17 protein-coding genes and 1 pseudogene are annotated in these 20,741 nt (G+C 55.1%); 4 read left to right on the forward strand and 14 right to left on the reverse strand.

Annotated elements, in window-relative coordinates; translation table 11 throughout:
• Positions 1 to 6: 6 nt before the first annotated feature.
• The 3 genes and pseudogenes from KNP86_RS11055 to KNP86_RS15730 form a co-directional block, all read right to left on the reverse strand.
• Positions 7 to 435, reverse strand: coding sequence for a GNAT family N-acetyltransferase (locus tag KNP86_RS11055; RefSeq protein WP_052090281.1), 429 nt, complete (start codon positions 433 to 435; stop codon positions 7 to 9).
• Entirely contained in the window at positions 429 to 1,376 is a 948-nt protein-coding gene (locus KNP86_RS11060; RefSeq protein ID WP_353048174.1) for an alanyl-tRNA editing protein, read from the reverse strand. Before KNP86_RS11060 ends, KNP86_RS11055 begins: the two co-directional genes overlap by 7 nt.
• A pseudogene (locus tag KNP86_RS15730) lies at positions 1,365 to 1,595 on the reverse strand (alanine--tRNA ligase-related protein); the annotation flags it as partial. The pseudogene KNP86_RS15730 and the gene KNP86_RS11060, both read right to left, overlap by 12 nt.
• 90 nt (positions 1,596 to 1,685) lie before the next feature.
• On the opposite strand from KNP86_RS15730, the gene KNP86_RS11065 reads away from it, so the two are divergent.
• Positions 1,686 to 2,414: a GntR family transcriptional regulator gene (locus KNP86_RS11065; protein WP_034781265.1), complete on the forward strand. Its 729-nt coding sequence runs from the start codon at positions 1,686 to 1,688 to the stop codon at positions 2,412 to 2,414.
• Between the two features lie 33 nt (positions 2,415 to 2,447).
• Here KNP86_RS11065 and KNP86_RS11070 read toward each other — a convergent pair whose 3' ends face one another.
• From KNP86_RS11070 to KNP86_RS11085, 4 genes are all read right to left on the reverse strand, one after another.
• Positions 2,448 to 3,551 carry an LCP family protein gene (locus KNP86_RS11070; RefSeq protein WP_034781266.1) on the reverse strand — a complete coding sequence of 368 codons (1,104 nt, stop codon included), beginning with the start codon at positions 3,549 to 3,551 and terminating at the stop codon, positions 2,448 to 2,450.
• Positions 3,552 to 3,702: 151 nt separating this feature from the next.
• A complete protein-coding gene (nagB, locus tag KNP86_RS11075; RefSeq protein WP_034781267.1) occupies positions 3,703 to 4,467 on the reverse strand; it encodes a glucosamine-6-phosphate deaminase in 765 nt (254 codons plus the stop codon).
• The gene (gene nagA / locus KNP86_RS11080; protein WP_034781268.1) at positions 4,464 to 5,609 is read right to left on the reverse strand and encodes an N-acetylglucosamine-6-phosphate deacetylase; all 1,146 of its coding nucleotides are present in this window, start codon (positions 5,607 to 5,609) and stop codon (positions 4,464 to 4,466) included. The genes nagB and nagA overlap by 4 nt, the downstream gene beginning before the upstream one ends.
• Before the next feature lie 172 nt (positions 5,610 to 5,781).
• Positions 5,782 to 7,152, reverse strand: coding sequence for an MATE family efflux transporter (locus tag KNP86_RS11085; protein WP_034781269.1), 1,371 nt, complete (start codon positions 7,150 to 7,152; stop codon positions 5,782 to 5,784).
• 37 nt (positions 7,153 to 7,189) lie between these two features.
• Between KNP86_RS11085 and KNP86_RS11090 the strand changes: the two genes are divergently transcribed.
• Positions 7,190 to 7,963: a CHAD domain-containing protein gene (locus KNP86_RS11090; RefSeq protein ID WP_034781270.1), complete on the forward strand. Its 774-nt coding sequence runs from the start codon at positions 7,190 to 7,192 to the stop codon at positions 7,961 to 7,963.
• Here KNP86_RS11090 and glsA read toward each other — a convergent pair.
• Positions 7,960 to 8,901, reverse strand: coding sequence for a glutaminase A (glsA, locus tag KNP86_RS11095; RefSeq protein ID WP_034781271.1), 942 nt, complete (start codon positions 8,899 to 8,901; stop codon positions 7,960 to 7,962). The genes KNP86_RS11090 and glsA overlap by 4 nt on opposite strands.
• 58 nt (positions 8,902 to 8,959) lie before the next feature.
• Positions 8,960 to 9,133 carry a hypothetical protein gene (locus tag KNP86_RS11100; RefSeq protein ID WP_167491852.1) on the reverse strand — a complete coding sequence of 58 codons (174 nt, stop codon included), beginning with the start codon at positions 9,131 to 9,133 and terminating at the stop codon, positions 8,960 to 8,962.
• Between the two features lie 112 nt (positions 9,134 to 9,245).
• On the opposite strand from KNP86_RS11100, the gene hemG reads away from it, so the two are divergent.
• Both hemG and KNP86_RS11110 read left to right on the forward strand, forming a co-directional pair.
• Entirely contained in the window at positions 9,246 to 10,610 is a 1,365-nt protein-coding gene (gene hemG / locus KNP86_RS11105; protein ID WP_034781274.1) for a protoporphyrinogen oxidase, read from the forward strand.
• Positions 10,607 to 11,680: a TIGR04053 family radical SAM/SPASM domain-containing protein gene (locus KNP86_RS11110; RefSeq protein WP_034781277.1), complete on the forward strand. Its 1,074-nt coding sequence runs from the start codon at positions 10,607 to 10,609 to the stop codon at positions 11,678 to 11,680. The genes hemG and KNP86_RS11110 overlap by 4 nt, the downstream gene beginning before the upstream one ends.
• 38 nt (positions 11,681 to 11,718) lie before the next feature.
• Here the strand turns inward: KNP86_RS11110 and clpB are convergent, their stop codons facing one another.
• The 5 genes from clpB to ligA form a co-directional block, all read right to left on the reverse strand.
• The gene (gene clpB, locus KNP86_RS11115; protein WP_034781279.1) at positions 11,719 to 14,310 is read right to left on the reverse strand and encodes an ATP-dependent chaperone ClpB; all 2,592 of its coding nucleotides are present in this window, start codon (positions 14,308 to 14,310) and stop codon (positions 11,719 to 11,721) included.
• Between the two features lie 18 nt (positions 14,311 to 14,328).
• The gene (locus tag KNP86_RS11120; protein WP_034781282.1) at positions 14,329 to 15,192 is read right to left on the reverse strand and encodes a DnaJ C-terminal domain-containing protein; all 864 of its coding nucleotides are present in this window, start codon (positions 15,190 to 15,192) and stop codon (positions 14,329 to 14,331) included.
• Between the two features lie 141 nt (positions 15,193 to 15,333).
• Positions 15,334 to 16,506, reverse strand: a complete 1,173-nt coding sequence (locus KNP86_RS11125; RefSeq protein ID WP_034781285.1) for a CamS family sex pheromone protein — start codon at positions 16,504 to 16,506, stop codon at positions 15,334 to 15,336.
• Positions 16,507 to 16,648: 142 nt separating this feature from the next.
• Entirely contained in the window at positions 16,649 to 18,502 is a 1,854-nt protein-coding gene (locus KNP86_RS11130) for a DUF7507 domain-containing protein (RefSeq protein ID WP_034781287.1), read from the reverse strand.
• Between the two features lie 240 nt (positions 18,503 to 18,742).
• Positions 18,743 to 20,737 (reverse strand): NAD-dependent DNA ligase LigA, encoded by a 1,995-nt coding sequence (ligA, locus tag KNP86_RS11135; RefSeq protein ID WP_034781289.1) that lies wholly within the window; start codon positions 20,735 to 20,737, stop codon positions 18,743 to 18,745.
• Between the last annotated feature and the right edge of the window lie 4 nt (positions 20,738 to 20,741).

Raw genomic sequence — 20,741 nt, forward strand, 5'->3', positions numbered from 1 at the left:
CAATGGTCACCACGCCTTGTGCATCATCCGATGTGGAATGTCAGCATCTAAAAATTCATCGCCGTACGCCTCGTACCCGAGTCGTTCATAGAACGGAAGTGCCGTCAGTTGCGCCCCTAGTTTGAGCTCGTGTAACTCCCTCGCCCGCGCGACAGATTCGATCGAAAGCATGATCTCCTTGGCATACCCGTTGCCGCGCTTCGTGGCAAGTGTGGCGACCCGTTCGACTTTCCCGACCCCGTCACCGATTGGGCGCAGACGTGCCGTCGTGACAGGCTCAGCGTCCACCGTTCCGACAAAATGGATACAGTCCGGGTCGAGTTCGTCATACTCAAGTTCCGGCGCGATCCCTTGTTCACCAATAAACACCGTTTCCCGCACAGACCGGGCCAGTTCAATCAGTTTCGAGTCGTTCCCGTGTTCAATCTTCAACATGATACCATTCCTTCCTGTAGCCGCTTCACAATCTCCGCTGTCGCTCGTTCTAACTCGAGGACAGACTCGAAGCGGGCTTGCGCTTGTTTGTGACTGCCGCCCCCTCGACCGATGTCGAGGTCGTCGAGCGTCCGTTTCAAAAACTTACCGATGGCGATGTCGTGTGTCCCGTCATGCATGAGCCACAGCTTCTGTCCCGAGTGGTTCGCTCCGACGGCAATCCGTCCGGTCGCGGCGATGCGTTCGACGATCGTCGTCGTGAGCGTCTCTGCTTCCGTTTTGCCGATGTGGGTGATGACATAATTGTCTTCTTGCAAGAAGGCGGCGACTTTCGCTTTCGCGACGCGGGCCTCGAGCGCCTTCACTTCTTTGTCCCGCTCGAGACGAAGATTCCGTTCTTCGATGACACGGGCGGCGACCGTCTCGTTCGTCGTCGACAACGTTTGGTGAATCGTCCGTAGTGCGGTCCGGGACGAATGGACCGCGGCCAAGGCCCGAAGACCGGCGACGTACGTCAAACGGACGTTACCACGGACTTTCTTCATCGAGGTCACATGGACGATTCCGAGTTGACCCGTTGAATCCACATGGGTCCCGCCACAGGCGTTGTAATCGAGGCCGTCGATGGCGACGATGCGAACGGTTCCGGTGCGGTCGGTCGCTTTTCGTAAACGGTCTTGTTCGACTTCTTCGGCTGGGAATTCACGCACATGGACCGGACGGTTCTCAAAGATGATGCGTTGCACGTCTCGTTCTAGCGACTCGATTTGATCCCAATCGAATGTATCCGTATCGATTTCAAGCGAAGAGTCGGCTGGTCCAATCCCGAAACTGAGCGTCTGAATGCCATACTCGTCTTCTAACAAAGCCGTCAAAACATGCTGGGCCGTATGTTGAATCGAGTGGTCGCGACGGACCGCCTCATCGACGATGCCGGTCACAAGCGTTCCAGGTTCAAGCGTACGTTCGATCAAGTGCCAGACGATCTCATCGACCCGTTGCACATCGAGCACGGGCTCTCCGCTGAGTGTCCCGGCATCCGGTGGTTGTCCTCCGCCTTCTGCATAAAATAATGTGGATTCAAGCGCGATCCATGTCCCGCGCGCATCGGCGCGAGTCTCGGTCACCGTCGTTTCAAATTGCCATGAATTCATTACTGTCGCCGCCTTTTCTGTAGGATATGTTCAGACAACTAGTCTAATTTGGTCTATAATAAGAAACACTTACTTTCGAAGTCAGGAGCGATATGCATGTTACAGATTGATAAACAATCACCGCTACCTATTTATTATCAAATCGAAGCCTATTTAAAGCAACAAATAGATGCCGGCGAGCTTCAACCCGGAGAATCGATTCCATCCGAACGGGAGTTTTCCGAGCGCTATAACGTCAGTCGGATGACGGTCCGACAAGCGATCACGAACTTGGTCAACGCCGGTTACTTAAGCCGGCAAAAAGGCCGGGGAACGTTCGTCGCCAACAAGAAAATCACGATGGCCTTGTCTGGATTGACGAGTTTCTCAGAAGAAATCAAACATCGGGGCATGCGACCGTTCAGCCGCCTGTTATCGTTCCAGACGATTCCAGCCCCGGCGAAAATCGCTCAAAAGTTGAGCGTGTCTCTTGATACCCCCGTCTATGAGATGCGACGGTTGCGTCTCGCCGATGAGAACGTGCTCGCCCTCGAGACCGCATATATCCCGGTCGCCTTGTTGCCAGAACTGACCGAGACGGTTGCCGTCGGCTCAATCTATGAATTTGCCGAGCAGTCCGGCCTTCGATTAAAGAACGCGACCCAAACGCTCGAGGCACGGAGCGCGGGGCCGGAAGAAGCGAAGCTGTTGACGATTTCTCCGAACGCCCCTGTCCTTTTGATCGATCAACGAACGTATCTCGAAAACGGAGACATGTTCGAATATAGCCGTTCCTTGTTCCGTGGTGACGCCTACTCGTTCACCGTCTCCATGGATCGGACGTAAAAAAATGGTTTGCCGCGGACGGCAAACCATTTTTTATTGTGCTTCGTACGTGATGCCGGCAGGGTCATACATATACGTTTCGAGCTCTGTATCGGTCATCGGCTCCACTTCATTGCCCGCATCGGCCTGTTGGACACGATAGCGGACTTCTTCGAGTAACGGCTCGTTCAAGAAGTAATAGAAATGGCCGTCGTTGCCGCGGGCCCCTTCACCGGTCAACTGATACTGGACCGTGTTGTTGAGGGCACCGACGTCTTCGATCAGGCGCATATAGTCGTTTGGACCGAGCGTCGTCTGCATGTTGTCACCGACCGCCTTCAACACCTTGTCATAGTTGTTGATGAGTGATGTGCCGAGCGCTTGGTCAAGGACCGCGTTGATCACTTCCATCTGGCGCTGTCCGCGTCCGATGTCACCGCGTGGGTCGTCATAGCGGTTCCGGACGTAAGCGAGTGCCTCTTCACCTGACAACTGTTGCAATCCTTCTTCGACTTGGACGACTTCACGGGAAGCGTCATAACTCTTCTGTTCCGACGAGAACGGGACATCGATTTCGACGCCGCCGACGGCATCGATGAAGTCGACGAACCCTTGGAAGTTGAGCGAGACGACGTGATCGATATCGATACCGACCAAGTCTTCGATCGTGTTCGTCGCTACTCGCATCCCGTTGTTCGGGTTCGATTCATCCATCGATCCGAAATAGTACGCATGCGTGATCTTATCTTGATCGAGTCCGGTCTTGCCGTACGGGATGTTGAAGCCCGTGTAGTCGATATTGACGTACGAGTCACGCGGGATGCTGAGCATCGTCGTCTGCTTATTTTTCTTGTTCAAAATGACGACGATCATGACGTCTGAACGACCGTACTCCCCGCGTGCTTTCTTTTGCGGGGACAAGTCCGTCCCGAGTACGAGGAAGCTCTCGGTATCCTCTTTATCGAATCGCGTCGGTTCGAGGGTCGGATCATCCTCAAGTGTCACTTGCGTACCGGACAACATGTTATGTGCTTTATAAAACGCTGTCCCATACATGCTCGAGCCAACGATGACGGCGATCAATACGAGGGCGCTGAACAGCTTATAAAACGCAGACGGGCCTTTGCGACGTCTACGAGCCTGGGTTCTTGAATTCATGATTTTCTCCTTCACGGTCGATTGATATGAGCTTCACCTATTATAGAGGAATCCTCGACTTTTGTCGAAAACGTTTTGATTACAAATCCATTTCCATACAATTTCCCACAGTTGGCCATAAAAAAACCTGGAGACACTTGTCTCCAGGTCGTTAAGCTCGGATGGAAAAGAATCGATCAGCCGCTTCGCTGCCACGTGCCTGTAACACGTCACTGCATCCTGAAGCCGCTTCGGCGTCGAGCACGATCGTGACACTTGGATGCGCCTGCAAGATCGAGGCCGGCCAATCAATCGTCGGTACGCTCTCAATCATGTGGTGCACGGCTTCCGCTTTTCGGGCACCTGTCGCGACGAGAACGATTTCCCGTGCGTTCATGATCGTATCGAGCCCCATCGTGATGGCATGCGTCGGTACTTCCTCGATCGTATCAAAGAAACGACGATTCGCTTCCCGTGTCGACTCGGTCAGTTCGGTCACGTGCGTCTTCGCATCGAGCGCGGTACCCGGCTCATTGAAGGCGATATGTCCGTTCTCTCCGATGCCGAGCAATTGAAGATCGACCCCGATCGACCGGACGAGCTGTTCGTATCGTGCCGCTTCCGCTTCCGGATTTTCCGCGTCACCACGAGGCACATGGCTCTCTTTGAACGGGACGTCATTGAACAGGCGCTCTTCCATGAAGTGATGATAACTTTGCGGATGACTCGGTGCGAGTCCGATGTACTCATCTAAATTGACGCTTGTGACATGACTGCAGTCAAGCTTGTCACGTTTGAACATCTGATACATGCCGACCGGCGTGCTCCCCGTCGCCAGCCCGAGCACGAACTCTCGTTTCCCGGCCAATCGTTCAGTGATGAGTGTATAAGCGATCGTTTCTGCATCTGTCGGTGTTTTCGCAACTAGTATGTTCATTCCATATCCTCCTTCGAATAAGCGATACGTCCTTGAAGAATCGTTGTCGTGACCGACAGCGCATCGTCCCAAATGACGAGGTCCGCATCAAAGCCAGCCGCAATCGATCCTTTTTTCGTCAATCCGAATTCACGCGCTTGGTTCGTCGACGTCATCTTCACCGCTTCAGGTAATGTGCATCCTGTGAACGTGACCACGTTTCGGAACGCCGCGTCCATCGTCAAGACGCTACCGGCCAAATTTCCGGCTTCAAGGCGGGCTGCCCCGTCCGCAACGATGACCGGTTGGCCTCCGAGTTCATAGCGGCCGTCCGGAAGCCCCTTCGCCCGCATTGCGTCCGTAATGACGACGAGCCCGTCCGCCCCTTTCATGCGATAGGCGAAGTCGACCATCTCGTGACGGCTGTGAATCCCGTCTGGAATGATTTCGACCATGACGTCCCGCTCCAATAAACAATAGCCGACCGTTCCCGGCTCCCGATGGTGAAGTCCGCGCATCTGATTGTATAAGTGCGTCGCATGTTTGACGTTCGCTTCCTTGTTCTCGGCGAACGTGGCGTTCGTGTGCCCGGTCGACCCGACCGCCCCGGTCTCAAGCATCGCTCGTTCGAGTTCACGTGCCCCTGGACGTTCCGGCGCATACGTGACGAGACGGATGTGCCCGCCGGCCTCCTGTTGCCATGTCCGGAACTGCTCCGCGTCGGGGTCGATAATATATTCTGCCGGTTGCGCCCCCGCGTTATCGACGTTGACGAACGGTCCTTCTAGATGGATGCCGACGAGCGACGTGTCTCCCGCCTCGATGACAGTCCGGGCTGATTGTAGCGCCTTCGTGATGGCAGTCGGTGACTGCGTGATCGTCGTCGCAAAGAATGATGTCACTCCTTCAGCGAGCATCGACTTGGCGAGATGACGCAATCGGTCTTCATCCGCATCCATCGTGTCGACGTCATACCCGCCGTGGATATGAACGTCGATCATGCCCGGCGTCACAAGCGCCCCGTCCACATCGAGCTCCGTCTCACCTTCTGCTCTATACTCATCCATCGAACCGACGCTCTCAATCGTCGCTCCGTCGAACCGGATATATCCTCGTTCCCATGTCTTGTCCCCCGAAACGATCTGTGCGTTGATGATCACCATGATTGGTCATCCACCTTTCCTCAAGTAGCTTCATCGTCATCATAACAAAAATCAGTATAGTTGTATAGACCAATTTTGTTTTATAAAAAGGATTGATTCCCTCAATCCTTTGCCCGACTTATTCATGCCTAAAACAACAAAAGTTGACGTCAGTGACGTCAACTTTTGCAGGTTATGAGTTCTCGTTCATGAGCGGTTTCCCCTCATACCGTTTGACGATATGAATGAGACGCATGAACAACAAGACGGCGCCTGCCGCAAGACCTGCGATCAACCCGATCCAGTAACCATCCGGTCCGAAGCCGAACTGTTCGGCGAGTGTATAGCCGAGCGGGAGACCAATCACCCAATAGGCGATAAGCGACAACACGAGCGTCACGTTCACGTCTTTGAAGCCACGCAAAATCCCTTGAATCGGTGCGGCGACCGCATCCGACAGTTGGAAAAAGACCGCGAAGATCATGAAGTGGGCCGCGAGTTCCACGACGGCCGCGTCGTTCGTATAAATCGCGGCAACCCGTTCATTTTGCCAGAACAAAAGACCACCCGAGAAGAGCGAGACGGCCAGACAGAGTACGATCCCGATTTTAGCATAGCGCACCGCATCCTTGAGTCGCCCGGCCCCGAGTTCGTACCCGACGACGATGGTGAGCGCGCTCGATGCCGACAACGGCAACATATAGACGAACGAGGCGAAGTTGATGGCCGCTTGGTGGGCCGCGACGATATTGTCACCATAGGCACTAAGGAGCAATGTCACTGCCGCGAAGATGCTGACTTCGGCAAAAATGGCGAGACCGATCGGCGTGCCGAGCTTGAGCAACTCTTTTTGTCTCGGCCACATGAGACGTTCCACCGAACGCAGGAAGCGATATTCGAGGAACGGTTTTCCGTTCCGGACGAACGCGAACGCCATAAAGAACAGCAACCAGTAGGTGATCGCTGAGGCAATCCCGGCCCCGACACCGCCGTATGCCGGCACACCAAGTTTTCCAAAGATGAAGATGTAGTTTAACCCGACGTTAATGGGTAACCCTAATAATATAAGCAGCATCGAAATTCGTGTTTTGCCGAGCGAGTCCATGAGTGTGCGCAGCACGTTGAACAAAAACATCGGCAATACTCCGAATCCGAGTGCGAGCAAATACCCTTTGGCAATCCGTTTGCCTTCTTCACTCAGCCCCATGCCGTCGACAGCACTTGGGACGAGAAAGAAGCCGAGAACGAGCGTCGCGACGCTCAACCCGATCGCTAAGTAAACACCTTGATACAGTGTCCGTTGAATCTGTTGGATGTTGCGTGCCCCGAGCGCCTGCGCGACGATTGGTGCGACAGCGAGCAAAATCCCGCTTAACCCCGTATAGACGGGCATCCATAGACTCGACCCGACGCCGACACCTGCCAAATCGACGGCACCGGCACGGCCTGACATGACCGTGTCAAAAAAGCTGATTAAGTAAAAGGACACTTGTGTCACCAAAATCGGGAAGAAGATGGTGAAGAACAGTTTAATTTTTTCATTAAGTGAATGTGTTTGATACATGGACAACCTCATCTCATTTCAGAAAGGAAAAATTAGAATGAATCAACGGAATGCGGAGAAATTAAAATACGAGCTTTTGGAGACGTGGAACACGTTCAATCATTATATGACCGAGGCGCTCACGTTCCAAAACAGCGAAGACATCCACCAAGCGCGGGTCCATCTTCGGAAACTATTGACGTTCATGCAACTGTACGACACGAAACCTTCCACGTATCGTCAGTTGAAACAGTTGATGGAGGCGCTCGGTGCAGTGCGTGACGGGGACGTTCTTCTCGAAGGGCTCGCTGTCGAGACCGAGCTCGAGCAGGCTTTCGCCGATCACGTCGAAGCGAGCCGCGCCAAAGACCGCACGATTTTAAATACGCGCGTCACGGAGAAGATGACCCCATCGCTCGACCAACAAGTTCGCCGCTTTATCGGCGGACAGTTGTTCCGTGCCTTCAAAAAGCAGGACGCCTCGTCATTTATCGATAAAGCGAGGAGCGACCGCAAACGACGGATCGACGCCCATCACGACGCGACGGAGATGTCCGACCGGCTCGAGACGCTCCACAAGGTCAGGCTCGCCGTGAAACGCGAGCGCTATTTGAACGAGTACTTATTGAACTATGAGACGAAAGCCTCAAAAGATCAAATTCAAAAACTGAAGCGGCTCCAGACCGAGCTTGGCGACATGAACGATCGCCATCAACTGTTATTGCGTTGGAGCGATTTCACACCACCCGCCGCCTTGGCCGACGATTACGAACAAGTCGTGCACGAGCTGCAATCTCGGCTCGACGAATCGGTCGACGCCATCCAGCTTTAGCGGGACGTGTAGCGTTCGACGAGCAGTTCGAGCAGTTTCATCCCGGCAATCGAGTTCCCTTTCGAGTCGAGCGCCGGTCCGAAAATCCCGAAGCCGACATCGCTCAGTCCGAGCTCGTGTTTACCGGTCGCAAGGATGGCCCCGGACACCCCGCTCTTTCCCGGGAGACCGACACGGACGGCAAATTCCCCAGACGCATCGTACATGCCGCACGTCGTCATGATCGCTTTGACGATTCGGACGACGCGACGCGGGATCAGCTCTTCGCCCGTGACCGGGTCTTCCCCGTTGCCCGACAAAATTCGGCCAATGCGGGCCAAGTCAAAGCAATCGATTTCAATCGCACACTGCTTTGTGTACACGTCGATGATTTCATCGACATCACCCTCGACAATCCCGTGATGGCGCATGAAATAGAGCAAGGCCCGGTTCAAGTCGGTCGTCTCGTATTCCGAGCGGGCGACTTTTTCGTTATACGTGATTTCCTCCACCGGCACGTCGAGCAACGTCGCCAAAAACTGGCGGAACTGATAGATTTTCAGTTCCGCCGTGTCCCCTAAAATCATGCTCGTGACAGCGAGCGCCCCTGCATTGATCATCGGATTGAGCGGCTTTGACGGCACCGTCTCTTCAAGCTTGGCAATCGAGTTGAACGCGTCGCCGGTCGGCTCCATCCCGACTTTCGAGAACACGTAATCTTCTCCAAACTCCATCAAGACGTAACAGAGCGTCAACGCCTTCGAGACGCTTTGGATTGTGAACTTATGGTGGACGTCCCCCGCATGAATATATGAACCATCAGGCAAACAAATCGCCACGCCGAGCAAATCATCCTGTACATGCGCGAGCTCAGGAATATAGTCGGCGACTTTCCCTTGTGCTGTGTACGGACGACACTCATCGACCAAATGCGCCAACTGTTGTTCCAATACGTTCATCCAATCACCCCATGTCCGATAGTTTTCAACCGGGTCATCTTATCATATTCGAAGACGGTTAACCATCAAGTGGTCCGTCTTCCTTTTCTGGCTTATACCATTCCTCATCAGCCCAAAGGACCGACGGGCTGTCTTCATCTCCGTCGAGCTTCTCCCCGTACCGATTCATCGATGCGATGAAGGCGATAATGCCGACCACGACGACTGTCGCCGTTATGCCGAACCAAACCATATGGAGCCTCTCCTTCCCAATCGTGACGAATTTGTCTAGAACCATGTGAGACTTATCCTATGTCTACGTCAATATTCTCGGTACCGTTAGGAAGAACACTACATAGAAATGGGTGAATGGATTGAACAAAATTGCAATTATCGGTGGAGGAATTACAGGCATGGCCGCCGCCTATTACGCGAAACAAGCCGGGGCGCACGTCACCATGTACGAAGCGAGCGATCGAATCGGTGGAAAAATCAAGACCGTCTATCAAGACGGCTTCGTCTTAGAATGCGGACCGGACGGATACATGGCCCGAAAACCGACATTGACCGAACTGATCACCGAGCTCGGACTCGACGACCATCTCGTCCGGTCGATGACCGGGACATCGTACATTTATGTCCGCCAACAGCTTCGACAAATGCCGGACGGATCGGTCATGGGCATCCCGACCAAGTTTTGGCCGATGGTCAAGACCGATTTGTTCACGTGGCGCGGTAAACTTCGGGCCGGGATGGACCTCGTGCTGCCACGCGTCTATACGGGGACAGACATCTCGCTCGACAAATTCTTCCGGACCCGGCTCGGATCAGAAGTCGTCGATGCGATGATTGAACCGCTTCTCTCGGGAATCTACAACGGGACGCTCGACGATATGAGCATCGAGTCTACTTTCCCTCAGTTTATCACGATTGAACAAAAAACACGCAGCCTGATTCTCGGTATGAAAGCATTGACACCACCTGTTCAAGCCGGCGTCAAGCCACGTGAAGCCGGGAAGTTTCTATCCCTTCAGCAAGGTCTCGGCGTCCTCATCGAGGCGCTTCGCCCGTCGATTGACCGCCTCTATACAGAGACGAAGGTCGCGTCGGTCCGGCCCCATGAAGTCACCCTCGCCGACGGGACGACCAAGTCGTTCGACGGCATCATTTTGGCCACTTCGCCGAATGCGCTAGGTCCGATCCTCGGTCTCCCGGAAGCAGAAAAATTGTCCGAGTTGAAACGGACGTCTTCCATCACCGTGCTCGCGGCGTTCGATGAAAAAGAGGTCACGTCACTCGACGGGACCGGTTACGTCATCGCCAAAGCGGAAGGGAACGCCTTGACGGCCTGCAGTTGGATGCATAAGAAGTGGCCCCACATGGCACCAAAACATAAGGCGCTCTTACGCGTCTACATCGGATCTGAGTTCGTTCCCGATTTGTTGACGGAATCCGACGAGACCATCGCCGACTTCGCGCTGCGTGAACTGCGGAAGATTCAACACGTCGGTACCCCGATTTTCACAAAAGTCGAACGGCACATCGATACGATGCCGCAATATGAGGTCGGTCACAAACAATACGTGCGCGCTTTCGAAGAGCAGCTGTCCACACTCGACGGGATCGAGGCATGTGGTGCCATCTTGCATGGCGTCGGTCTCCCCGACTGCGTCGACTCGGCCAAACAGGCCGTCTCCCGGGTGATGGCGAGACAGGCGGTGTCCGTATGAAACGAGTCGACTACAACGAAAATCCATTCATCGTCATCTGGGAAGTAACACGTGCCTGTGCGCTATCGTGCGTCCATTGCCGAGCCGAGGCCCAGTTCCATCGCTATCCGGGTGAACTCGATACCGAGCAAGGCAAGGCACTCATCCGAGACATCCAGGCGATGGATAATCCGATTCTCGTCTTCACCGGGGGCGACCCGCTCATGCGTGAGGACTTGTTCGAACTGACCGAATATGCCGCTTCGCTCGGCATGCGTGTGTCGATGACCCCGTCGGCGACACCTCGTGTGACCCATGACGCCGTCAAACGGGCGAAAGACGCCGGCTTGACGCGCTGGGCGTTCTCACTCGACGGTCCGGACGCCAAATCACACGACTACTTCCGGGGTACGCGTGGCAGTTTCGAACGGACGCTGCGTGGCATCTCTTACTTCCGAGAAGAAGGGATGTCATTCCAAATCAATACGACGGTCACGGAGTATAACGTCGACCAACTCCCGGAAATCGCCAAACTCGTAGGTGAACTCGGCGTCTCGGTATGGACATTGTTCTTCCTCGTGCCGACCGGTCGCGGGTCACTCCTCCAGCCAATCTCGCCAGAACGGCATGAAGATGTACTCCGTTGGGCGTTCGCGTTGCAAGAGCACGTCCCGTTCATCATCTCGACGACCGAAGCCCAGTTTTATCGGCGCATCGCCCGGCAAGAGAATTTGAAACGAAAACAAGTTGGATTGCCGCCTATCGGCCATCCGCATGACGACCTCGCCAAGGCGCCCCGCGGCACGAACGACGGGAACGGCTTCGTGTTCATCTCGCATACGGGCGACGTCCAGCCGTCCGGCTTTTTGCCGATCACGTGCGGCAACGTGAAAGAGACACCGCTCGCTGAGATTTATCGGCACCACCCGGTCTTCAAATCGCTGCGTGACCCTGATACACACCACGGGAAATGCGGCTACTGTGAATATCGATACGTCTGCGGAGGGTCTCGGGCCCGCGCTTATGCCGTCACCGGCGACTATAAGGCCGAGGAACCGTACTGCGTCTATCAACCTGAACCGATTGCATAAACAAAGAGCGCCGGCGTCAGCCAGCGCTCTTTCGTGATTCAGTGAGTGACCGTCGCGGGACGAAGCGTCAACTCGTCGTTCTCGACGTCGATGACGACCGTCTGGCCGTCCTCGATGTCTCCCGCGAGAATGCTACGGGCGAGTTTCGTCTCAATCGTCCGTTGTACGTACCGGTTGATTGGACGGGCCCCGAACTGTGGCTCATACGCCTCGTCAGCAATGAACACCTTCGCGGCATCCGTGATCTCGATTTGAATCGAGCGCGCCGTCAAGCGACTGCCCATGCGTGCGACCGCTTTTTCGACGATTTGGCCGATTTGAGCCCGCGTGAGCGGATGGAACAAAATCGTCTCATCAACCCGGTTTAAAAACTCGGGACGGAAGTGGCGGCGGAGCCGCTCGATGACTTGGCGTTCTTCCGCCTCATCGATGACGCCATCTTTCGCCGCTTCGAGCAAGATGTCGGCCCCGATATTCGACGTCATGATGACGATCGTGTTTTTGAAGTCGACGACACGCCCGTGTGAGTCGGTCAAGCGACCATCGTCGAGCAGTTGCAGCAAGATGTTGAACACATCGGCGTGCGCTTTCTCGACCTCGTCGAGCAGGAGCACCGAGTACGGGTTGCGGCGGACCGCTTCCGTCAACTGGCCGCCTTCTTCATAGCCGATATAACCCGGAGGTGCCCCGACGAGACGCGACACGGCGTGTTTCTCCATATACTCGCTCATGTCGAGGCGAACGATATGGTCCTCCGAGTCGAACATCGCTTCGGCGAGCGCTTTCCCGAGCTCGGTCTTCCCGACACCGGTCGGTCCGAGGAACAAGAACGAGCCGATCGGACGGTTCGGATCTTTGATGCCGGCCCGAGCCCGAATGACGGCGTCGCTGACGAGCCGAATCGCATCGTCTTGTCCGAAGACGCGTTGATGAAGTACCGTCTCGAGGTTGAGCAACTTATCTCGTTCTCCTTCGGTCAATTTCGTCACAGGGATGCCCGTCCATTTCGAGACGACCTCGGCAATCTCTTCCTCGGTCACTTCTTCCCGGACGAGTTCACGTGTCACCGAACCAGCGAGCCGCTCTGCTTCTGCAAGCTCGCGCTCGAGTTCCGGGATGCGGCCATATTTGAGCTCGGAGGCCCGGTTCAAATCGTAACGGCTCTCGGCTTCTTGCAGTTCAAGTTTCACTTTTTCTAAATCCCCACGGATATGTTGGACACGATGGGTCGACTCTTTCTCGTTTTCCCAGCGGAGTCGGAGCGCGTCCGACTGTTCGCGGATCGAGGCGAGTTCTTGCTGCAACGCATCGAGTCGTTTCTTCGAGGCATCATCGCTCTCTTTCTTCAGGGCCGCCTCTTCGATCTCGAGTTGCATGACGCGGCGCACGAGTTCATCGAGCTCGGCCGGCATCGATTCCATCTCCGTCCGAATCATCGCACACGATTCGTCGACGAGATCGATCGCCTTGTCCGGCATGAACCGGTCGGTGATATAGCGGTTCGATAACACGGCTGCTGCGACGAGCGCGTTGTCGTGAATGCGGACACCGTGGTGAATCTCGAAGCGCTCTTTTAATCCACGCAAGATCGACACCGTGTCTTCGACGTCCGGTTCGTCGACGAGCACTTGTTGGAAGCGGCGCTCAAGCGCTGGATCTTTCTCAATATATTGCCGATATTCATCGAGTGTCGTCGCACCGATACAGTGGAGTTCACCACGGGCGAGCATCGGTTTGAGCATGTTCCCGGCGTCCATCGCGCCTTCGGACTTGCCGGCCCCGACAATCGTATGCAGTTCGTCAATGAAGAGGATGATTTTCCCTTCCGCTTCTTTCACTTCGTTCAAGACAGCTTGGAGCCGCTCTTCGAACTCGCCGCGATATTTGGCCCCGGCGACGAGCGAACTCATATCGAGACTGAAAATCGTCTTGTCTTTCAAGCTCTCCGGCACGTCGCCGCGGACGATGCGTTGGGCGAGCCCTTCGACGATCGCCGTTTTCCCAACGCCCGGTTCCCCGATCAAGACCGGGTTGTTTTTCGTCTTCCGGCTCAAGATGCGGATGACACGCCGAATCTCGCTATCGCGCCCGATGACGGGATCGATTTTTCCGGTCTTCACTTCTTGGATCAAGTCGCGTCCATATTTCGTCAAGACGTCATACGTCGCTTCCGGTGATTTCGACGTGATCCGTCGATTGCCCCGGACGGCGACGAGTGCCTCACGCAATCTCTCCTCGGTCACACCTTTGCGTTCGAGCATGTTCTGTGCTTGACTCTTGTTCATGATGATCCCAAGCAGAATATGCTCGACCGAGACGTATTCATCGCTCATCCCTGTCGCTTCACGTTCCGCCGTCGTCAACACGTTCAACAGTGAGGCCGAGATCATCGGCGTCGTCGGCGTTTGAAGTTTCGGTGCGTTTTTGAGTGCCATCGCGACTTCGGCCTCAATATCGGCCACGCTCAGTTCCATTTTTTGCAGTAAGAGCGGCGCGATGCCGTCCGTTTGTGAGATCATCGACGCCAAGACGTGCCATTCGTTCATCTCGCTATGGTGGTACTGTTTCGCAAGTGCCTGCGAGCTGACGATGCCTTCATGTGCTTTATCGGTAAATCGATTGAAATCCATTCTGCTTCCTCCTTAGGCTCAGCGTTCGAGTTGTTCGTAAACAGATCGGTGGGCGGCGTCTAGCGGCAAATCGACTTCAAGTTGGACGAATAGATCCGATCGGACTTTCGAAGCGGTCATGAATCCACGTCCCGGGATGCGCATCCGTTGACCAGGCCGCGACCCCGGTTTGACTTTCAGCTTGACCCGACCACCATCGAGTGTCGCCACGACGACTTCCGCGCCGTCGAGGAAAGCGAGCGGACGCAACCGTTTGACGGTGATGACGTTCGCCCCTTCGCGCCGGTACGTGTCGTCATCGGTGAAGTGGAGCTCGACGTACACATCGCCTCGATCGCCCGACTGTCCGACTTTACTGCTCTTGCCTTTGAGCCGCAGCTTTTGTCCTTCATGGGCGCCTTGCGGGATTTTGACGTTGACCGTCCCCGTCTGTAGGCGCAGGCTCACTTTGGCATCACTCGTCAACTGACTGAGTGGGACATTGACTCGGACGGTCTCATCGAGGTCTTCTTCGACCGCCTGGTCAAAGAAGCTGCCGAACATATCCTCAAAACCGAATGTGCGCGACGTCGTTCGTGACCCACCGCCGAATTGACGGAACAAGTCCTCGAATTGGGCCGATCCTTCCCCGTACCCATCACCACTGTACCCTCCACCGAACGTCGGCCCTTCCGGACTTCCGTAACGGTCATAGTTCGCTTTTTTGTCAGGATCGCTCAACACGTCGAAAGCCTCTTGGATTGCTTTGAACTTGTCTTGGGCACCCGGGTCTTTATTCACGTCCGGATGGTATTGTTTTGCCAACTTTCGATACGCTCGTTTTATGTCTTGGTCGGATGCCTGCTTCGGCACGCCAAGGACGTCATAATAGTTTTTTGCCATCTCGTTTCACCTCACCTATCCCTTTCCCGATTCTGTTAAGTCTATTCTACCGATTTGGTCAAAGAAGGTCAAAGAATTTCCTCGTTACTTGTCATACGAAAAAAAGAAGGCATTCGTTTCATCACGATGCCTTCTTATCGGTTAGAAATATACTTTCGGACTATCCATGCCCTCTTCAAACACGATCGTCACTTCTTGTTCGCCACCGAGCGAGGTGACGTTGATTCGGACGGGTACGTTCCGGTTGTATTCCCAGCGGTTCTCGAGCAGGCCGACGACGTGCTGCGTGAAGCCGACGAGTTCGGCCCGGCTATAGAACTGGATCGGAATATCGATCTCAATCCGTGACAATTCCCCGTTCTGATAAAAACCTTTCCCGATCATCCCGCTGAAATCTGGGAACACATCAGCGATTCGGTCGCTGAAGAGGGAGAATTTTTGAGCGTCATCGCGCACTTCCGTCGTCGCTTTGGCGGACGGGAAGTAATAATACGTCTCGTCGACATCTTTCCAATCACTCGCCGTCACCTCGCCAGCCGTGCCAACGAATGCCGATTTGACATAGTTCCCCGGCGTCGGTGACCCTTGCGACGCTTTCATATACAATGCGACGTTGATATCGAGATCTTTGAAGTCCTCGCGCTTGCGCAGTTGGGCGACGAGTTCATTCGCCATGCGCTCTCCTTCAGCGATGACTTTCTTCTCGTCAAGCTTCTCCGTATACGTCGGACCGAAGTTCGGTGCTTGGAACACGTACTCCCGGTTCAAAATCAAAGCGAACGAAACACCGCCGAGTTGATAGCCGTTATCCGTTTTCGTCATATAGTTCTGTTCGACGAGCGACGCCAAATAGAGTGGCGACTTTTTATTCTCCTCGACGAATTGGTCTTCGGCCACTTCGGCCGTGCCGTTCGCATACGCCGGGTTGAGCGGGACGAGACCTTCTGACGTTTTGTCTTTACGGCCAAGCAGACGCGAGACATCTTCACTCGTCAATAGCTGTCCTTCTTGATACGCATAGTTTTCCGGTTTGAACGCGCCGGTCGAATGGCGCATGAGGCCGAGCTCCACTTCTTCGAGCTCGAGCGACGAGCTCACTTGGCGCTGGGCCAAACCTCGGGCTGCCGCCGGTTTAAATGGAATGACCATCTGGTAATATGAATCACGCGCTTGAATCGCTTCTGTGACGCCTTCGGCTGCCGTCTCTTCACCCGTCGGTGTGACTTCCTCTTCCCCCATCGGGATTTTCATCGAGCACCCGCCGAGGAAAACCGTCGCGGCGAGAGCTGGGATAATCAATTGTTTCCATTTCATCTATGTCTGAACTCCTTTGATGATTCGATTCGTTACACTTCGTCCATTATAACAAAATCGTCCGTCGAAAAAAGTGTCGAAGCGGAATCAGTCCCGATTCAAAGAAAAGCACCCCCCGACTCGTGTCGGAGGGCGCCTGCGATCATACTTTTGTGGATGGACGGCGCCGATGCGTCACGAACAAGAGCCCGAGCACGATTAAAACGAGACCAATGACCGTCCCCCACGTTTCCGTCGAACCTGTCATCGGTAGCGTCGCTTGGTCAGGTGTCACCGGGGTCGTCGGTTCAGGCACATACACAGATTCGTCGCGTTCAGGTTCCGGGATGGCTTGTTTCACATGCACCGTCGCCTCGGCCGTTCGGGACACACGCGCCTCACGATTGACCTCGAACGTGAACGTCGTCCGGTTCGTCAGTACTGCGCCCGCTCGCACATCATAGGATGGTAACAACACTTTCTCCACTTCAAGCACGACTTCCTCACCTGGGATGAGTCCGTTCTCGACTTCAGCGAGAGCCTGCATGCCGTCTCGAAGCGTCTCGGTCGTCTCGCGCTGTTCTTTGGTCGTCAACGCCCCGCTCGTCCATTCATCGATGACATCGACAAAGTACAAGGTGACATTCGACGTGTTTGTGATTGTATACGTATAGCGAATCGCCTCGCCCGGGTGCACCGTCCCTGGGCTCGCCACTTTCGTGACCGTGAAATCAGCTTGGTTCAATAAGACGATCTGTTGACTCTCGGCATCGACGACCCGTCCATAGGAATCGGTCGCGCCGACCCGGAACACGTTCCCGATCTCAGGAGCGTTCGTCCGGTCATAGTCGCTCGGGATTGTTAAGTTGACCGTCGCCTCGACGCGTTCACCTGCCGCGAGGCCGTTCTCCCCGATGAGCGCCATCAACTGCTCACGCACGTCGGCATTGAATGCTTCGACCTTATCAGCATCGATGTCGCCGCTAAAGAACTCATCTTCGATGGAGGTGATCGTGAGCGCCGTCTCGCCTGTGTTCTCGATGATGAACGTATACGGAATCACTCCGCCGACGACGGCTTGATCAATATTGGCCTCTTTACCGACCTCGAGGCCAATCGTCTCATTCGGTACGACCGTGACGGTCGCCTCGGCACATTCGACCGGAATCAATTCATCTGCTCCTTCAACACCGATACAAAACGTATTCGTCACCACCGTCTCATCTGTCACGTCTGGTGCGAACACATCGAACTGGATTGTCGTCGTCCCGACCGGTATCGTCGGAAACGTCCAATCGAAGGCGGGTGGTCCACTCACGGTCGTCGGGGGTACCGAACCTTCCGGACCGAGAACTTCAACCGAGTCCGCGACGACGGTCAACGCTTCCGGGACCGTGTTGGATACGGAAAAATTCTCGACAGGGGCGCCCGTCACATCGATGACGAGCCGATACGTCACTAAATCTCCGCCTAACACACGCTCGATTGGCCCGTCGGCACCGAGCACCAATTGATCGATGGCAACTACTGGGGTGGCGGAGGGTGCGGTCACTTCTTCTGTGACAGGTTCTTCTGGCGATGGCTCTGATTCAACGAGCGGAGGCTCGACCGGTGTTTCAACGTCTGGAACTGTCTCTGTCCCGTCATCACCCGGCTCAGTCGACTCGCCCGCAAGTTCCTCAACATGAAATGCATAGACGGCGTCCGGGAACGAATAAGGAACGCCCTCACCATTATATAACGTGACTTGATCGATGGTCGTAACGTCAACGTCGGCCGCATCCACCATGAACCGCCAAATCGTTGACGATTCACGCGCCCCGTAGTACGTCACGTCGTCGTAAATCAGGCTTGCGTCGTCGTACGCTTCGATTTCTTCAGGGCTCAAATCAATTTGTGCATAAATTGGCGTTGGTGTCATTGTCGTGTTCGCGTAAACGCCATTCGGTGCCCACATGCCAATCAATACGAGGACGAATGTGATGAGTGCAAAGATGCGTCGGTTAGTGTTTCGCATGATGGTCCCCTCCTCTAAGGTGTCTGCCAAACTGTGACGAATGTCTGCGATGACACGCTCCGGCACGGGAGAGGGATAGAGGATGATTGTGCGCGAGTCGTGGTGTGAGTTCTTGGTGTCAAAAAGTATTTGTAGATACTATTCATTACCCTTCGCACGTTCCCACGAACCCGCCGTCATCCTAAAACAGTTGAAAATTAGGTCAATGAAAAAAGGCCTTCCACACGGAAGACCTTTCCTTCAAGATTGTTCTGCCAAGAAGGCGAGCAACGCCGCCTCGTCCCACACTTCGATGCCAAGCGATTCGGCTTTCGTCAGTTTCGACCCGGCTTTCTCGCCGGCGACGAGGAGGTCGGTGTTCTTGCTGACGCTGCCTGTGACGCTCGCACCGAGCAATTCGAGTTGCTTACCGGCCTCGCCACGCGTCATCTCATGCAGTTTCCCGGTCAAAACGACTGTCTTCCCGGCGAGCGGCGCATCCGTATCGACCGGTCGTTTCGTACCTTTGAACGTCAGGTTGACACCTGCCGCGCCGAGGTCACGGACGAGGTCACGAGCTTCCGGCTTCTCAAAGTATAAGCCGATCGATTCAGCCATCTTCGTACCGATACCATCGATTGACGTCAAGTCGTCGATCGATGCCTCCATGACCGCTTCCATCGTCTCGAACCGTTCCGCAATCAACGCGGCCGCTTTTTGTCCGACGAGGCGGATACCGAGCGCGAACAAGACGCGCTCGAGCGAGTTCTGTTTCGACTGCTCAATCGCCGCGAGCAAGTTCGTCACCGACGTTTCGCCCATCCGGTCGAGCTCGAGGAGCGCGTCCCGGTCGAGACGGTACAGGTCGGCCACGTTATGAACGAGCCCGGACGCGTGGAGTTGTGTGATTACTTTCTCGCCGAGCCCATCGATGTTCATCGCCGGGCGTGACACGAAATGAATCAACCCTTCGAGCAGTTGGGCCGGGCATTCCGGATTGACGCAGCGGTGGTCCGCCTCTCCTTCTAAACGCACGAGTTCAGATTCACAAGCTGGACAATGCGTCGGGAAGACGATTTCCGTCTCCTCCCCGGTCCGCTCACTGACGAGCGCCGAGACGACGGCTGGAATCACATCGCCGGCTTTCTTGATGACGACACGGTCCCCGATGTGAAGGTCCTTCTCTACAATGAAGTCCTCGTTATGGAGCGTCGCATACGTCACGGTCGACCCGGCGACCGAGACTGGTGCGAACCGTGCGCGTGGCGTGACTTTTCCGGTCCGCCCGACACTGAAATCGACGTCTTCAATCGTCGTCACGACTTCTTCAGCCGGGAACTTATACGCGACGGCCCAACGCGGGCTCTTCGCCGTGAAGCCGAGCTGTTCTTGCTCTTCGTAAGCTGCGACTTTAATAACGATGCCGTCAATCTCATATGGTAGCTCCGACCGCTTCGTCACATACGTTTCGATATAGTCCCATAACTCATCGGCCGTATGACACGTCGTGTATTCTTGACTGACAGCGATGCCGAGACGGCGCAAATACGCGAGCGACTCGTCATGCGAGGCGACGAGGTCGTCCGTCGAGACGAGCCCGTAGGCGAAGAACGCCAAGTTCCGCGACGCCGCGATTTTCGAGTCGAGCTGCCGGAGCGAACCTGCCGCCGCATTGCGCGGGTTGGCGAATAAAGGTTCCCCAAGACGTTCTCGCTCGTCGTTCAAATGTTCGAACGACCGTTTCGGCATATATGCCTCACCGCGCACCTCGAACGTGACGTCCTCGTTCAACCGGAGCGGAATCGAGCGGATCGTCTTCAAGTTTTGCGTGATGTCTTCTCCGGTCGTCCCGTCACCGCGCGTCGCGCCACGGACGAGCCGACCGTCTTCGTATTTCAGTGACACGGCGAGCCCGTCAAACTTGAGCTCGGCGACGAAGAGCGGACTGTAACCGAGATCTTTCTCGATGCGTTCGACCCATTCGACGAGCTCTTCTTTAGAAAACACGTTCCCGAGTGAGAGCATCGGCGTATCATGCGTCACTTTGACGAACGCGTCGAGCGGGGCACCGCCGACCCGTTGCGTCGGAGAGTCTGGACTCCGAAGTTCCGGATAGTCCGTCTCGATTTCAATCAATTCGTTCATGAGACGGTCGTATTCCGCATCCGGGACACTCGGGCGGTCGAGCACATAATATTCATATCCGTATTGGTTTAACTTTTGACGAATCGCTTCAACACGTTCTGCCATCTCCATGTGA

This window comes from Exiguobacterium sp. s16, from assembly GCF_018618115.1.
In the GTDB taxonomy this organism is placed as follows: domain Bacteria; phylum Bacillota; class Bacilli; order Exiguobacteriales; family Exiguobacteriaceae; genus Exiguobacterium; species Exiguobacterium mexicanum_A.

Excerpts from the sequence above, each read along its gene's own strand:
- KNP86_RS11100 (WP_167491852.1), bottom strand. The coding sequence starts at position 9,133 with ATGGTTTGGTTCGGCATAACGGCGACAGTCGTCGTGGTCGGCATTATC.
- clpB (WP_034781279.1), bottom strand. The coding sequence starts at position 14,310 with ATGGATTTCAATCGATTTACCGATAAAGCACATGAAGGCATCGTCAGC.
- KNP86_RS11090 (WP_034781270.1), top strand. The coding sequence starts at position 7,190 with ATGAATCAACGGAATGCGGAGAAATTAAAATACGAGCTTTTGGAGACG.
- KNP86_RS11130 (WP_034781287.1), bottom strand. The coding sequence starts at position 18,502 with ATGCGAAACACTAACCGACGCATCTTTGCACTCATCACATTCGTCCTC.
- nagA (WP_034781268.1), bottom strand. The coding sequence starts at position 5,609 with ATGGTGATCATCAACGCACAGATCGTTTCGGGGGACAAGACATGGGAA.
- KNP86_RS11120 (WP_034781282.1), bottom strand. The coding sequence starts at position 15,192 with ATGGCAAAAAACTATTATGACGTCCTTGGCGTGCCGAAGCAGGCATCC.
- KNP86_RS11085 (WP_034781269.1), bottom strand. The coding sequence starts at position 7,152 with ATGTATCAAACACATTCACTTAATGAAAAAATTAAACTGTTCTTCACC.
- KNP86_RS11055 (WP_052090281.1), bottom strand. The coding sequence starts at position 435 with ATGTTGAAGATTGAACACGGGAACGACTCGAAACTGATTGAACTGGCC.
- nagB (WP_034781267.1), bottom strand. The coding sequence starts at position 4,467 with ATGAACATACTAGTTGCGAAAACACCGACAGATGCAGAAACGATCGCT.
- glsA (WP_034781271.1), bottom strand. The coding sequence starts at position 8,901 with ATGAACGTATTGGAACAACAGTTGGCGCATTTGGTCGATGAGTGTCGT.
- ligA (WP_034781289.1), bottom strand. The coding sequence starts at position 20,737 with ATGGAGATGGCAGAACGTGTTGAAGCGATTCGTCAAAAGTTAAACCAA.
- KNP86_RS11065 (WP_034781265.1), top strand. The coding sequence starts at position 1,686 with ATGTTACAGATTGATAAACAATCACCGCTACCTATTTATTATCAAATC.
- KNP86_RS11125 (WP_034781285.1), bottom strand. The coding sequence starts at position 16,506 with ATGAAATGGAAACAATTGATTATCCCAGCTCTCGCCGCGACGGTTTTC.
- KNP86_RS11110 (WP_034781277.1), top strand. The coding sequence starts at position 10,607 with ATGAAACGAGTCGACTACAACGAAAATCCATTCATCGTCATCTGGGAA.
- KNP86_RS11070 (WP_034781266.1), bottom strand. The coding sequence starts at position 3,551 with ATGAATTCAAGAACCCAGGCTCGTAGACGTCGCAAAGGCCCGTCTGCG.